Genomic DNA, 15,457 nt, shown 5'->3' with positions numbered 1-15,457 from the left:
ATCTACTTGTACTGGTGTTGAAATGTTCCGTAAGCTTCTTGACGAAGGTCGTGCTGGCGAGAACTGTGGTATTTTATTACGTGGTCTTAAACGTGAAGACGTTGAACGTGGTCAAGTATTATGTGCTCCAGGTTCAATCTTACCTCATACTAAGTTCGAATCAGAAGTTTACATCTTAAGCAAAGATGAAGGTGGCCGTCATACTCCATTCTTCAAAGGTTACCGTCCACAGTTTTACTTCCGTACAACGGATATCACTGGTTCTGTAGAGCTTCCTGAAGGTGTTGAAATGGTAATGCCAGGCGACAACTTGAAGTTTGTTGTTGAGCTAATCAACCCAGTAGCGATGGACGAAGGTTTACGCTTCGCTATCCGTGAAGGTGGTCGTACTGTTGGTGCTGGTGTTGTTTCTACTATCATTGATAAGTAAATAATACTGATTGATAACTAATTTACGCTAGCATTTATCTTAGCGGCATTAAATTAATCTATCAATATCTAAAAAAGGTCGCTAACGCGGCCTTTTTTGATCTTGTTATACTGGAATTAAAACCTGTGAGTAAACCGCGGGATTAAAATCCCGTGTAGGCGGGAACTTGTTCGCGCTGAATAATGTGCGGGATTGAAATCCAGCCTACAGTGATCGAATTTATGTAGGCGGGAACTTGTTCGCGCAGATTAACGAGGAAATATAATGAACTGGCAAGCAACACTTTCATGGCAAAATGCCCAAAAACGAGCAGCAGTCTTACATAAAATCAGACATTTCTTTGCTGAGCGAAAAGTAGTTGAGGTTGAAACACCGGCGTTATCACAAGGCACAGTCACCGATGTTTATCTTGATGCTTTTACCTGTCAGTATAATTTCTTAGCAAATTCATCTGCGGAGCATTCAGTTAGCTTATTTTTGCAAACATCACCAGAGTTCCACATGAAGCGCTTACTCGCTTCAGGATATGGCTGTATTTTTCAGATTGCCAAAGCTTATCGGCATGAAGAGTTCGGTCGCTACCATAACCCTGAGTTCACGCTGCTTGAATGGTACCGTATTGGCTTTGATCAGTTTGACCTAATGGATGAGGTGGCTGAGTTATTAAAAACCGTTTTAGACTGTAATGACGTCGCATCGAGTAGTTATCAAGAAGTCTTTATCGAAAAGTTAGCTATAGATCCACTTACCGCAAGTTTTGATGAGTTAGTGCAACTACTAGCAAAGCATAACAAGTCTGCCGATTGGCTGATTGACAGTGGCGACAAAGATTTACTGCTGCAATTTATTTTTACTGAACTAGTTGAACCAACAATAGGTGTTGAGCAACCGCAATTTATTTATAACTTCCCCATAGCTCAAGCATCACTGGCCAGAGTATCAGAAGAAGATTCACGGGTAGCGCAACGGTTTGAATGTTATTACCGTGGTATTGAGCTTGTTAACGGCTTTAATGAGCTAACAGATGCCAATGAGCAACAAGTCAGGTTTGAACAAGATAATGCTAAAAGAACCGCGTTAGGTTTGAATACCAGACCGATAGATGAAAACTTTATCGCCGCATTAAAACATGGTCTACCACAATGTTCAGGTGTCGCTTTAGGGATTGATCGACTAGTGATGCTAGCGCTTGATATCAAAAAAATAAGTGAAGTACAGAGTTTTTCAATAGAACGAGCCTAGCGGTAAATAACACAAAACTAAGATACGACCTTGTTGTGCATACTTTAGCGTTTTGTAAGACAACTTGGTACGCAAAGCGGAATCAAGCAGCTATTAAAATCGAACTTTCACTGTTGATTTAATGGCGTTATTACCGTTTTATTTATAAGGTTAACTTCTGGTCGATGAAATCAGTCAATTTAAAATGCTTTATTAAATTCGATCTATTTCAGCTGGGGTAGAAAATCTAAGATAGACCGATTGAACAGGGTTCGATTTAGCTATACTTCTCGCAGACTGGCTTAATCGGTTGCTTTGTCTGTAAATGGAGCTTGGTCAAACCAAATTGCATGAGCCAAATATCCGAGAATCAGCCACTAATATCTTAATCACTTGAATATTTTCAATCCCTTAAAGTGAGTTCAGCCACTTCTTTTTTAGCGGTAATACGTAGTGTTAGTAGAATGTCAGACTGATTAATGTCGGTTAATGAATCCACGTTGTTAGGTATATTACCTAAGGTCTCAAATGTATCCTCGTTTAGATCATAAGACCACAATTGAAATTCCTCATTAATTCCATAAATGACATTGTTTTTTATTATGAATCGTTTGTCGCTTCCTTGGCTTTCTAGTGATTCAATCAGTCGGTCTTCGGCGGGACCTGGCTGCCAAAAACGGTCCAATTGATCGGTGTAAATTAATCGACCATCTTCACTTTTTAGCGCCCAGTTTACTTTCTTGTCGGTTATTACCCTAAACTCTGAGTTATGCAGATTAAACTCGCCAAACTTTAAAACTCCTTTGATACGTACAAGTAATAAAGCGGTATTGTCTTCACTATCCCAATGAAAAAGTTGTTCAATACGGTGGTCGAATGGAAATGATTTTTGGCTTGAATCTAGGGTCGCTTGAGTGAGGCTATTATTAACATTGACCAAAATACTTTGTCCATCAGCGGCCCAATTCATACCATTAATAGAAGAATCCATCGGAAAATTTGAGAGTTGCTGTGCGCCGTTGCCATGAGTTATCCAAATTTGATTATCGCCAAAGCGAGTTGACTTAAAAGCGATTAACTCACCCTTAGGTTGGTAAATGGCGTTGTCTTCTGCAAGTGTTGAGCGTTCCAGTATTGTCGGGACAGGAATTATCGGGGCAGGGTTTGAGTCACTGTTATTTTCCCTAGTTAGGGATTGGTCCGCTTGAGTTTGCGTTGATTGTGCTTTGGCTGATTGTGACTTTGTTATCTGTGATAGGGAAATCGTCGCGATATCACTATCCCAATTTCCCTTAATCACCAGCGCTCGTTTACCGTCTGGGTGAAATATCGGCGACCCCATTGGTTCATCAAGAGGCAGACTAATATTGGTTATCTTGCCATCATAAGATAGGGTAAAGAGTTGTCTGCCGGTGCTAAAAATAAGGAGTTCACTTGTTGGTGTAAAGTTTGGATAGATATTTCTAAAGTTGGCTATTTCTGGGGGGTATTCAATCGGATGACTGGATAAAACCTGGCCATCAGGTTTGATTATTTCAATGTAGTGCAGACCATCATTGTGAATACTGGTTAACGCGATAAGATCGTCTGTGGCGGAATAGTCATAGTCAACGAAGTTACCGTCTTCCAGTTCGTATATAACCGTACTTTTGTTGTCCGCTATCGAATAGCTGGTTAACTTCCAACGATTAGCAAACTCCTGCAATAAAGCGATATTGTTATTATTGAGCCATGTAGCCTTGGTTATTCTTGAGTTTTTACACTCCATTAGTAAATTCGGAGATTGAGGTGCTGCAAGTGCTTTTTCAAAATCCAAGGTCATTAGTTTATAACAATCCTTTTGAGTCATTGGTTTGTTGCAGTTTTCAGTTTTAATAAATACTAGTTTCTTGCCGTCTTTAGAGAAACTGTGGCTACCATAGCGACCCATGTTTTTAGTGAGCTGGGTTTCTTGCTGAGTTTTGATGTTTTTTGCCCAGAGATTACTACTATTACAGAACTCTTCTGAATAGCGAAGGAAAACAAAGTATTCACCGTCAGGCGAATAGATAGCCGAATGCTCTTTGTTGTCAGTGGCTGTTAATGAACGTAACTCGCCAAAGGATAATTTTAATGATTGCGTTGGTGTTAGGTAGCTAAAACCGATAATCGCCAAAATAACAATGCCAACAACAGCAATAATCAGTTTAAAAGAATACCTTGGAGGCTGAGCTTTATCAGCTGCATCAGTTTCGGTACTCACATGAGTATTGCTGACTTCATTTTCTGCTGAACTGTCAGCTATTGCGAGGTCTTTTCCTGTTGCTACTGCTGTTTCTGGTTTAGCCTCATCATGCCATTTAACATCGCACTCCAGGCTATATCCTTGTTTAGCATGGGTCTTAATATAGGACTGCAGGTTAGTGTCTTGACCCAATACTTTTCTTAGTTGGGCGATGCTTCTTTGTAATGTATTAGGCGTAACAATCGTGTCGGGCCACACTTTAGCAAACAATTCATCGTAACTAACCACTCTGCCCTGATTTTCAGCTAGGTAGGTTAAAACAGCTAAAGCTTTTGGAGCAATAGTTTGCGATTGCTCTTTTTGAGTGACTTGATTCCTAGATAAATCGACAAAAAACTCACCGACCCAATATTGTACTGCCATATAAACACTTACCAGAATGAAAGTTGTTACTCAAAAGTGAGTCTAAACGAGAATGCTTATCCTATCACAAAGCAAAATGTCAGTTAACATACTTTATATCTATCTGATAATAATGGAAAATACATAATTCAGGGAGAAGTCAGCGAAAATTCAGTAGCACGTCAGGTCTTTTAGGTTCAAATGATTTAAATTCAGCTCATGTCCAGATTTTAAAGAACAATATTTTGAAAATCCGTTATTTAAAAGAACAATATTTTGAAAATCCGTTATTTAAAAGAACGAATTTTTAATACAACCGAGTAAAAAACAGGTGGATAAATTAATGAATATGAAGAAGATTTTAATTTTAGTTGTGATGTATTTGCTGCCTTTTCTAACAATCGAGGCGGGCGAGACAAGAGATTTAACATTGCCAAGAATACAAGTCGTTCCTATTAAAGACACTCAGGCTGATAGGCAATACGAGCTTTATATAAAGTTGCCCGAGGGATATACCAAGAATAAAGATAAAAACTATCCTGTCATTTATTTTACCGATGCAGATACGCACATCGAACTATTATCGGGTACTGAATTCTTGATGGAAGAGGTCATTTTAGTTGGAATTTCCCATCAAAAAGACCTCAATGAAGATTCAGGGGTACATGACAGTAGAGCTAGAGATTATTCAATAAGCAAGTCAAGCAACCCAGAACGTCAAGCTAAATATCAATTTGGCCAGGCCAGTAATCATCTAACTTTTATTCGCAACGATGTCATTAAGTTTATAGAAAGCAACTACCGAACCGACCCGAGTAATCGCACTTATTTCGGCTTTTCCCTCGGCGGCTTATTTGGTGCTTACGCCTTAATGGCACAACCCGATACCTTTAAAAACTACATCTTAGGTAGCCCATCGCTTTGGCGAGATATTCCGTTACTTTTTTCCCTTGAAAATGCAGCATTAAAAACTAAAGCGTCAGAGATCAACCTCTTTATTTCCTATGGCGAATTGGAGCAGGAGTTGGGTGTGCATGTCGATGAATTTATTACCCAATTAAAAAATAAAAAATATGAAGGAATATCATCAATAAAGCATGTAGTGATTGAATCTTCTGGCCATAGCGACTCGTTTCCAATGGTTGGCGTGCGTAGTGTTAAATGGTTATCAAGCTTAACAAAATAGGAAGAATAAATAATGAGACCTATTGGTATTTTTACGGTTATTTCTATAGCCCTGCTGCTTTCTATTCTAACGATGAGTAGTAAAAGCTATGGACATGATAAGCCACCTGTTCTTGAAGGCCCTTATGTCGGACAAAAGCCGCCGGGATCCACCCCCAAATCTTTCGCACCCAGTGGCCTTTCTACAGAGCGTCGTGACCATAGCGGTTTCTTTACACCTGATATGAAAGAGTTCTATTTTACTAGGAGAAACAACAAAGATAGAAAGTGGTCTTTAATTGTCTTTAAATCCGAAAACAATCAATGGCGCGAGTCTCTGGTGGGACCCAGAGTGGGCCGGCCAATTCTTACTCCAGACGGTAAGACTATGCATTTGGGTAAGCACTATAAGCAGCGTACCGAAGCAGGATGGTCAGAATTAAAAAGCCTAGGGCCTATTTTTAAAGACCTCCGTATCATGCGCCTTATGTCTTCATCCAATGGCACTTACTATTTTGACGATGCAAATGAATCAATTCCTATTCGTTATTCACGATTAATCGACGGTAAACATGAAAAACCAAAAGCAGTGAACATTGATTTTGGCGACTGGAATGCACACCCCTTCATCGCGCCAGATGAATCCTATTTGATCTGGGATGAGCAAGGAGAAAACGGATATGGTGGCGCCGATTTGTTCATTTCTTTTCGACAGAAAGATAACTCATGGGGTGCTGCTATTAATTTAGGGGATACAATAAACACAAGTGATAATGAAAATGGAGCAACCGTAACGCCAGACGGAAAATATCTTTTCTTTAACAGATTTATAAGCAATGAAAATGCGGGTATGCAATGGGTGGATGCACAAATTATTGAGACGCTCAGGCCTAAATCATTACCCAAGAATAAACTCTCTCACGCCTCAAAAAAGGATTAAATTATGAAAGCCGTTTTTTCTTCAATAGTTTTACCTTCAATACTTTTCTTAGGCTCTGCTCTGATGATGAGTGGCAATAGTTATAGTCATGAAAAAAATAGCCAAGATGAATTTCCAATCTTGAAAGGTCCCTATATGGGGCAAAAACCATCAGGCATGGTGGCTGAACCGTTTGCACCGGGCATCATCTCAAAAAAAAGCTGGGATGGTGAGGGCATATTTGCCCCCGGCATGACAGAATTTTACTTCACCACAAAAGGCGGAAAATATGCACGCCGAACCGTTATCGGCTTCCGGCAAGAAAACAATATCTGGACCAAATATCTAGAATTTCCGCGAAACGGTGAAACCGCGTTCTCGCCTGACGGCAAGCGGTGGCATATGGCAGAAGGGTATAAAGACCGTATTGGCGATGGCTGGTCAGAACGAAAAAGCCTTGGGCCGATGTTTGACCGCAAAGACTGGGGCATTATGCGCCTGACGGCATCTGCCAAAGGCACCTATGTTTTTGACGATTATAAAAACAAGGTAATCCGCATTTCAAGGCTCAAGAACGGCGAGCACCAAACTCCAAAAAAGATGGCTTCAGTGGTCAATACAGGAGAATGGACGGCCCATCCCTTTATCGCGGCAGACGAAAGCTACCTGATTTGGGATAGCGAACGGGAAGGCGGCTTTGGTGGCAATGATCTTTATATTAGTTACCGACAAAAAGATGGCTCATGGGGACCTGCGATTAATATGGGTGACAAAGTCAATTCCGATCGAGAGGATTTCTATGCAAGCGTCACCCCTGACGGCAAGTACATGCTCTTTAACAGAAACGTAGCTGACGGTAATACAGATATCTACTGGGTGGATGCACAGATTATTGAGACCCTCAGGCCCAAATTATAAGCTATATAACAAGGACATTAACACAGATGTATAAGGGTGCTAATCCAGATCGATTTAAGAATAAAAAGTAAACAAAACAAAGGGAATACCTATGGAAATCAACTTAAAATTCAAAAGTTTAATCGCCGTCGCTCTATTAAGCTGTTTTAGCAGCATTGCTACAGTGAGTGCTGTAGAAAGCGCCGACAGGAATAATAGCCTAGCACCAGAGGTTTCAGCCGCCGAGGCCAAGCTCTCATTCAGGGATATTCCTGATCTCAAAAAAGCCTTTATCGATACAACACCTGCAGCCAGAAAAGGCGATCTAGCAGTTGGTGAATTGGGTATTGATGGTGGTAATAAAAACATGATTGTCAAACTGGCCGAGGAACTCGCTGATAATAAACACGGTGAATACGACAGCCTGCTTATCGCGCATAAGGGCAAGTTTCTATTTGAATCTTATTATAAACGCGGTCGCATCAACCTACCTCACTTTCAAAATTCAGCGACTAAAGGTTACGCAAGCTTGTTGCTCGGCCGTGCAATCCAGCTGGGTTATCTAACCATGGCCGACTTAGACAAACCTCTGGTCAGCTTTTTGAAAGGCCTGGACCCAACAAAATTTGTTGATGGTGTAGATAAGATCACTCTTCACCAAGCGTTGACGATGAGATCGGGACTTCGTTTCAGTGATGAACAGATGACCAAATTCAGGGGGAATTCAGAAATTTTTAAAGGTTTGGCTCAGGTTCAGGCTTTTCTTGAGCTGAGTGAGCCTGTTACCTCTATGTCTCAGGTTTATAAGTACCAAGGCCCTGATCCAATTATGGTCATGCAAGTCCTCGATGCTGTTGTGCCAGGATCCGCTAAAGATTTTATTAAAAATGAATTTTTCGGAAAGTTAGGGATCACTAATTATAAATGGAAAGATGACAAAAGTGGCCTACCAATAGGGGATGGAAGATTAAGCATGACGTCTCGCGATATGCTCAAATTGGGAGTCTTGGTCACCGATGAAGGACAATGGAAAGGCGAACAACTGCTTTCAGCAGATTATTTAGCGAAGGCCACCAGCGCAATTACTCGAGCTACTGAAGATTGGCAGGAACCCGAAACCTTTTTCTATGGCTATTTGTGGTATCAAACTGATGTTGCAGTCGGAGACAAAAGCTATGATGTCAAAATAGCTTGGGGTGGTGGTGGAAATCGCGTTATTTCGGTTGAAGCGCTTGACTTAGTTGTTGTGATCACAGGCTTGGATATGGAAGATAAAATATTCACTCAAGTTTCAAAAACTATCCTACCTGCGTTTGTTAATTAAGGAAAAAATCATGAAAATTGCTTGTGTACCAGTGGCTCTGTTGCTTTCTGCACTTATGATGAGTAGCGCTAGCCATAGCCATGATCAGCTGCCAGTCCTCGAAGGCCCCTCTCTTGGACAAAAACCACCAGGCTTAATTCCTGTATTGTTTGCTCCTGGTATTGTTTCGACAGAAGAGTATCTTGAAACTGAAGTAGTGTTTTTACCAGATATGAGAGAGTTCTCTTTCACTAGGTCTGGTGGAAAATATAAAGAACCTACATTGTTTGTTATGCAATACAAAAACGAGCGATGGAGCAGGAAGTCTATCCCGTCAACTGATACAAATAAATATGCGGAAAAATTCAATCCTAGTTTATCAGAGATGAAAAGCCTTAAACCTTTCAAAGACATTCCCATCACTGGTTTCACCGTCTCCGCTAAAGGAACTTATTATTTTTATTTTATAGATTTCGAAAAAGACGGCAGTGGGCATATGAGTTATTCACGCCTTATAGATGGCAAATATGAAGAGCCTCAAAAAATGACCAAAGCGATTAACACAGGAAAATATATTGCCCACCCCTTCATTGCTCCAGATGAGTCCTATTTAATGTGGGATGCTGAGAAAGAAGGTGAAAACACTCCTGATATCTATATTAGTTTTCGAAAGAAAGATGGTTCATGGGGGGAAGCAATTAACATGGGAGATAAGATAAACACAGCAGCCTATGAACAACGCCCGAAAGTGACACCCGATGGAAAATATTTATTTTTTTGGAAGGGAGATGTAAAACATAGGGAAGATGGAAGTAGGTCTGTGGAAGGAAGCCCTTATTGGGTGGATGCGCAGATTATTGAGACACTTAGGCCTAAATAATGAACCATATAACAATCGCAGCAAGAGCACCAAAAGACGGTGCGCCTTCTGCGATCGTTGAGCGCTCGCTATCCAACTGATAGCTGCCGCCACTATGTCTTCTCCCTTTAGAATCCCTAGGAGTTGCTAACAAACGTATTCTTCAATTCACTCAAGTGTTATCGAGGCTCTTTCAAGTAAAGGCGCTTATTGTCCTGACGTCGTGGGCTGCCGTTGTTCATGGACGACTTGTACCATGAGCTTAGTAGCGGCAGGAATCGTGGTTTACCCTAGTTGAAATGAAAGCTGAATGTTCTGCTGAGTAGGGCGTCGCAGGGTTTCCAAGGGGAGGCTCGGCTGTAAGTCGCCCTTTGGGTGTGGTCGTCACCGTGAGGTTAAGCAGGAAAAACAAACTTTAAGTTATTAAATACGGACAAATAATTGCCACAAAAAAAGCTAAAAGAGAGTCTCTTTTAGCTTTTTATTTTTACGGTTGAGGTAAGAAGTTAATAGGGTAATTAAATACCATCACCATCAGTATGCAAACCACATTCACGTTGGCCGGCGCCAAAACGAGTATCTTCTTCACTCATACCTAGGGTTAACGGTTTGGTGCTATGGACATCACCCACTGAAACATAACCTTCATCCCAAAGAGGATGGTAAGGTAAATTATGCTTAGTTAGATATTCATGCACATCTTTATTAGTCCAATCAATAATTGGATGTACTTTATAACGACCGCGTAGTGTACTGACAACCGATAAACTTTCTCTATGCGCCGATTGTTGACGACGAATACCTGAAAACCAAGTACTGGCATTAAGATCAGATAAACCGCGTTCCAAAGGTTCAACCTTATTACGACGATTATAGGCTTTAAGGGTATCATCACTTTGTGCCCATTCTTCACCATACTTTGCTTGCTGCCAAGCGGCACTTTCTTTCGCTTGATAAACGTGTAAATTTAACTTTAGACGTTCAGTTAACTGTTCAATAAAACGGTAAGTTTCAGGAAATAAGTGACCCGTATCAGTAATTAATACCGGAATATTACTATCAACTTGGGTAAGCAAGTGCAGCATCACTGCAGACTGAATACCAAAGCTAGACGATAAGACAAATTCACCCGGTAAGTTGTCCATTGCCCATTCTACTCGGGCAATAGGCGATTCTTTTTCAAGCGATTGATTCCAATCTGCCATCGAAGGGTTAGGGAAGGCGACATCAAACGGGCTAGTAAGCCCTTTCTCTGCCACGTTGGTTGCGGCATTAAGCATGATGAAAATCCCTAAAGCTGACGATAACTTGCTCAACAATACCGACGCGGATAACAAAATCACCAAAGGCTTCGCCAGCAGTTCTTTCTGCTGACCAACGGGTAGTTAAGGCATCAATTTCCTCAAGTACACCGGCTTCATCAACATTTTCTTTGTATAATTTTGGTACACGAGAGCCTGCTACATCACTGCCAAGGTACATATTGTACTTACCTGGACCTTTACCAATCAATCCTATTTCAGCAAGCATGGCGCGGCCACAGCCGTTTGGACAGCCGGTAACACGTAATATAATGCTTTCATCTTTCAAGCCATTTTTAGCGAGGATGTTTTCAACATCATCAACTAAACCGGGTAAATAACGCTCGGCTTCAGCCATAGCCAGTGGACACGTTGGAAAGGCCACACAAGCCATAGAGTTTTTACGTTGCTTAGAAACACCGTCATTCATTAAACCATGCTCACGGGCCAGTTGTTCAATCGCTGCTTTATCAGCTTCAGCTACGCCGGCAACAATTAGGTTCTGGTTCGCGGTTAAACGGAAATCACCTTGATGGATTTTGGCAATTTCACGCATACCGGTTTTTAAGCTTTTACCGTCTAAATCTGCGCTTAGGGAATCAAGAATACGACCATTTTCGATAAATAAGGTTAAGTGATATTTACCATCAATACCGGCAACCCAACCAAAATTATCACCACGCGTGGTGAACTCGTATGGACGAGAATCGCTAAAGTTAATACCAGCACGACGTTCAACTTCGGCCTTAAAGGTATCAACACCCACTCGGTCTAAGGTATATTTAGTTTTGGCATTTTTACGGTTAACACGGTTACCCCAATCACGTTGCGTAGTAACAACCGCTTCAGCAATCGCTAAGGTGTGCTCTTTGGTGATAAAACCAAAGTCATCCGCACAACGAGGGTACGTCGCATTATCACCATGAGTCATGGCTAAACCACCACCAACCAGTACGTTAAAGCCGATTAATTTACCGTCTTCACTAATGGCAACAAAGTTTAAGTCGTTAGCATGCACATCAATATCGTTATTCGGTGGAATCACTACGGTCGTTTTAAACTTACGCGGTAAATAGTTACTGCCTAAAATAGGCTCTACTTCTTCACCCTCCGTTGTTTCAACACGTTCTTCATCTAACCAAATTTCCGCGTAAGCACGCGTTTTTGGTAATAAATGTTCACTAAGTTTAGTGGCCCATTCATACGCCTCTTGATGCAATTCAGACTCAACAGGGTTGGAAGTACAAAGTACGTTACGGTTAACATCACCCGCGGTCGCAATTGAATCAAGGCCAATACTGTTAAGGGTTTGATGCATTAACTTAATGTTTGGCTTCAATACCCCGTGAAACTGAAATGTTTGACGGGTGGTTAAACGAATGCTGCCGTAAGAAGTATAATCATCAGCAAACTTATCAATGGCCAACCATTGTGTTGGATTAATAATACCACCGGGTAAACGCGCTCTGAGCATAACATTATGTAATGGCTCAAGCTTTTGCTTTTGACGTTCGGCGCGAATATCACGGTCATCTTGTTGATACATACCGTGAGTACGAATTAACTGCGAGTTATCGCTGGTGAAGCCACCAGTCATTCTATTGGCTAAATCGTCAACAATAGTGCCACGCAAAAAATCTGATTCTGCTTTCATGCGTTCGTTATCGGCTTGTTTACCTTCAACAATCAAGACAGGGTTTTCAACTTTGGTGAAATCGTTGCTCATTAGTAAACATCCTTCTGGTAACGCTTATTAGATCTAAGTGATTTTAAATAATCTTCTGCTTGTGCTGTGCTTAATTTGCCGTGCTCGGCAATGATTTCTACCAAGGTTTGGTGAACATCTTTAGCCATGTGGTTAGCATCACCACAAATATAAAGATGTGCGCCACGCTCTAACCAGGAAAATACTTCAGCTGCTTGTTCTTTTAATCGGTCTTGTACATAGATTTTCTCGGCTTGGTCACGAGAAAAAGCTACGTCCATACGGGTTAATAACCCGGACTTTAAATAGTTCTGCCATTCAGTTTGGTATAAGAAGTCTTGGGTGAAAGTTTGATCACCAAAGAACATCCAGTTGTCGCCACTAGCATCATGCGCTTCACGCTCTTGCATAAAGGCTCTAAATGGCGCAACACCGGTACCTGGGCCAATCATAATGACGGCTGTATCGTCTGATTGTGGTAAACGGAAGTTATCATTATGTTCAACAAAAACGCGTATTTTTTGACCTTCGGCTAAACGTTCGGTTAGAAAACCTGAGGCACCACCTGTGCGAGTATCACCATTGCTTTCATAACTAACAATACCAACGGTTAAATGTACTTCTTCTTCAACTTCAGCTTGCGCTGAGGCAATTGAATATAAACGCGGGGTGATTTTACGTAAAGCATCAACAAAGCTTTGTGCATCAATTTTTGCTTTCGCTAGGCTAACAACATCAATAATTTGATGTACTCCGGCAAATTCTCGTGCCGAGTTTTTATCACTAGCTACAGTAACTAACTTGCTGTCTTTAGAAGCTTGTGCCCAAAACTCAACAAATGATGGCGCTGTTTGAGTAATTTCTAATTGGCTAATTAGTGCTTCTTTTAATGAAAACTCTTGTATTTCACCTGAAACTTTTAAACTGATTTTTTCATCGCCAGAAAAATTAAGCTCGGTAAGTAACTTGGCAACAAGTTTTTCATCATTTTCAAACCAAACACCTAAAGCGTCACCGACTTGATAAGTTAAACCGGATTCACCTAAATCAATTTCAATATGACGAACATCTTTAGCTGAATCACGACCAGTAATTTTTTGACTTAGTGAGAACTCAGCTGACAATGGATTTTGTTTTGAATACTGACTTGCAGCACCGGCAGTAGGTAAATCACCAATATTACTGACGATCGTTAAAGGTGCATTGGCTTGCGTTAGTTCGTCTTTTAAGCTTTCAACTATCTTTAAAGTCCAACTTTCACTGTCACTGTCGTAATCAACATCACAATCAACACGTGGCATTACTTGTTTGGCACCTAGTGTCTGTAGGCGTTCATCAAAGTCTTGACCTGTTTTACAGAAAAATTCATAGCTGCTATCACCTAAGGCTAAAACACTGTAGCTTAGGTTAGGTAATTTAGGCGCTTTCTTGCCTAATAAGAATTCATGAAACTCAATGGCATCATCTGGCGGCTCGCCTTCGCCATTAGTACTGGCTACAATTATTAGATGACTTTCATTTTTTAATGCTTTGGCTTTGAAGTCGGCAATATTCTTAAGGACAACATTAATACCTGCCGCTTTAGCATTTTTTTCTAGCTGACCGGCAACACCTTTAGCGTTACCTGTTTGCGAGGCATATAAAATAGTTAAGGTTTTAGCAGCAACAACTGCAGCAACTTGAGCTGGTGCGATTTGAGCATTTTGACCTTGTTCACTTTTCGCCGCTAAGTAACCACTTGCCCAAGCAAGTTGCAGTGAAGAATAATCAGCTACGCTTTGTTGGAGTGACGCTAGTTGATTTGCATCTAAGGCACTACTATTATTTGCTGAATTTGATGTGTTTTGATTTAATAAGCGCTGCTCTGGCAACATAACTATTTTCACCCATGACAATTGATGAAAGAAGAATAGACAATTTGAAGTCAGATCAAAAGGAATAGATAGCGATTTTTTATTCCAAAATGGAATATAGGTTTTAGAAATATTTTTGCTGTTATTAAAATTGCAGGATAATAGAGGCGCAATGAAAAACTTTTTAAACACTCATAGATATAATGTTCTCAGTCCAAGTGTTAATCCGCTGCTTATCTTGATGCTTGCTTTGACTTTCGTCAGCGGAGATAGCATTGCTGCAGATAAAAAATTAGAGAATATTTATACTTATAAGTCATCTTTAGGGGTGACCTCTTTCTCTGATATCGAACCCATAGATGTTGATTATAAACGTTACCGTTTTGATTGTTATGCCTGTGCAGTCGATTCACTCATTGATTGGCGTCAAGCAAAGCTTTACTTACAGCCTTATCGAAATGATATTAACCAAGCGGCATTAAAATATGGTGTCGATCCTGCTTTTGTACGTGCTGTCATTCATGCGGAGTCTCATTTTAATGCGCAAGCTGTATCTAAGCAGGGTGCTCAAGGTCTTATGCAATTAATGCCAGCGACGGCAAGAGAATTAGGGGTAAAGAATTCATTAAGTGCTCAGCAAAATATTAAAGGCGGGGTTAAACATTTAGCACGTTTACTTAGAAAATATAAGGGTGATAATCGACTGGCTTCTGCAGCATACAATGCTGGCGAGGGGGCGGTGAAACGGTATGGCGGTATTCCTCCTTATAAAGAAACGCAAGTATATGTTGAGCGGGTAGGTATTTTACATCAACGTTATGGTCACTTCTCGCACTTTAATAAATAACGCAGGTAATCCTATTTTGTTAAGGTTACCACACTTATGTTGGACACAAAAAAGCCGTGAATATGTATATACCCGTTACCATTCAAGATGCATGTTTCAGAGTGCTTGAGCAATTTCAATTCAAGGCATATCAATGTAGCCATGGTTATTCAGGAGAATATGCTCCTGCATTCTCTTCTAAACTACATCCATGTAGCGCCATTTCAAATTGATGTACCGATGAAGTGAGGTTGCTCAAGCGCTTCTGCGATGGGTTTTAAATGACTTTAAGCGGCGTTAAAGAACAAAAATATAGACTGGCTATGTTTACGTTCTTCTCCTTGTCTAAAGTC

Annotated in this window: 12 protein-coding genes; 8 read left to right on the top strand and 4 right to left on the bottom strand. The window is 40.7% G+C overall.

Annotated elements, in window-relative coordinates; translation table 11 throughout:
* On the top strand, nucleotides 1-430 hold a 430-nt coding region (locus F580_RS0123325; protein WP_019030177.1), incomplete at its 5' end, for an EF-Tu C-terminal domain-related protein.
* Between the two features lie 264 nt (nucleotides 431-694).
* On the top strand, nucleotides 695-1,672 hold the full coding sequence (epmA, locus tag F580_RS0123320) for an elongation factor P--(R)-beta-lysine ligase (RefSeq protein ID WP_019030176.1): 978 nt from the start codon (nucleotides 695-697) through the stop codon (nucleotides 1,670-1,672).
* 382 nt (nucleotides 1,673-2,054) lie between these two features.
* Here epmA and F580_RS0123315 read toward each other — a convergent pair whose 3' ends face one another.
* Nucleotides 2,055-4,298 (bottom strand): winged helix-turn-helix domain-containing protein, encoded by a 2,244-nt coding sequence (locus F580_RS0123315; RefSeq protein ID WP_019030175.1) that lies wholly within the window; start codon nucleotides 4,296-4,298, stop codon nucleotides 2,055-2,057.
* Nucleotides 4,299-4,626: 328 nt separating this feature from the next.
* On the opposite strand from F580_RS0123315, the gene F580_RS0123310 reads away from it, so the two are divergent.
* The 5 genes from F580_RS0123310 to F580_RS0123290 all read left to right on the top strand — a co-directional run bounded on the left by F580_RS0123310 (nucleotide 4,627) and on the right by F580_RS0123290 (nucleotide 9,440).
* Nucleotides 4,627-5,463: an alpha/beta hydrolase gene (locus F580_RS0123310; protein ID WP_026301627.1), complete on the top strand. Its 837-nt coding sequence runs from the start codon at nucleotides 4,627-4,629 to the stop codon at nucleotides 5,461-5,463.
* Between the two features lie 12 nt (nucleotides 5,464-5,475).
* A complete protein-coding gene (locus tag F580_RS0123305) occupies nucleotides 5,476-6,381 on the top strand; it encodes a PD40 domain-containing protein (protein WP_019030173.1) in 906 nt (301 codons plus the stop codon).
* A 3-nt stretch (nucleotides 6,382-6,384) separates the two neighbouring features.
* On the top strand, nucleotides 6,385-7,278 hold the full coding sequence (locus F580_RS0123300; protein ID WP_019030172.1) for a TolB family protein: 894 nt from the start codon (nucleotides 6,385-6,387) through the stop codon (nucleotides 7,276-7,278).
* 91 nt (nucleotides 7,279-7,369) lie between these two features.
* Nucleotides 7,370-8,581: a serine hydrolase domain-containing protein gene (locus F580_RS0123295; RefSeq protein ID WP_019030171.1), complete on the top strand. Its 1,212-nt coding sequence runs from the start codon at nucleotides 7,370-7,372 to the stop codon at nucleotides 8,579-8,581.
* 10 nt (nucleotides 8,582-8,591) lie between these two features.
* On the top strand, nucleotides 8,592-9,440 hold the full coding sequence (locus F580_RS0123290; protein WP_019030170.1) for a TolB-like translocation protein: 849 nt from the start codon (nucleotides 8,592-8,594) through the stop codon (nucleotides 9,438-9,440).
* A 497-nt stretch (nucleotides 9,441-9,937) separates the two neighbouring features.
* On the opposite strand, the gene F580_RS0123285 is transcribed toward F580_RS0123290, so the two are convergent.
* The 3 genes from F580_RS0123285 to F580_RS0123275 are packed head-to-tail and all read right to left on the bottom strand — an operon-like array spanning nucleotide 9,938 to nucleotide 14,299.
* Nucleotides 9,938-10,699, bottom strand: coding sequence for a phosphoadenylyl-sulfate reductase (locus F580_RS0123285; RefSeq protein WP_019030169.1), 762 nt, complete (start codon nucleotides 10,697-10,699; stop codon nucleotides 9,938-9,940).
* Nucleotides 10,692-12,446 carry an assimilatory sulfite reductase (NADPH) hemoprotein subunit gene (cysI, locus tag F580_RS0123280; RefSeq protein ID WP_019030168.1) on the bottom strand — a complete coding sequence of 585 codons (1,755 nt, stop codon included), beginning with the start codon at nucleotides 12,444-12,446 and terminating at the stop codon, nucleotides 10,692-10,694. Before cysI ends, F580_RS0123285 begins: the two co-directional genes overlap by 8 nt.
* Nucleotides 12,446-14,299, bottom strand: coding sequence for an assimilatory sulfite reductase (NADPH) flavoprotein subunit (locus F580_RS0123275; protein ID WP_026301626.1), 1,854 nt, complete (start codon nucleotides 14,297-14,299; stop codon nucleotides 12,446-12,448). The genes cysI and F580_RS0123275 overlap by 1 nt, the downstream gene beginning before the upstream one ends.
* A 151-nt stretch (nucleotides 14,300-14,450) precedes the next feature.
* Here F580_RS0123275 and F580_RS27200 point away from each other — a divergent pair, with 151 nt between their 5' ends.
* Nucleotides 14,451-15,125 carry a lytic transglycosylase domain-containing protein gene (locus F580_RS27200; protein WP_019030166.1) on the top strand — a complete coding sequence of 225 codons (675 nt, stop codon included), beginning with the start codon at nucleotides 14,451-14,453 and terminating at the stop codon, nucleotides 15,123-15,125.
* Nucleotides 15,126-15,457: the final 332 nt, after the last annotated feature.

Origin of the sequence: Colwellia piezophila ATCC BAA-637 (assembly GCF_000378625.1) — a bacterium.
GTDB lineage: Bacteria > Pseudomonadota > Gammaproteobacteria > Enterobacterales > Alteromonadaceae > Colwellia > Colwellia piezophila.
The sequence above is the reverse complement of the archived record's forward strand: the minus strand, read 5'-3'. Positions and strand labels throughout refer to the sequence as shown.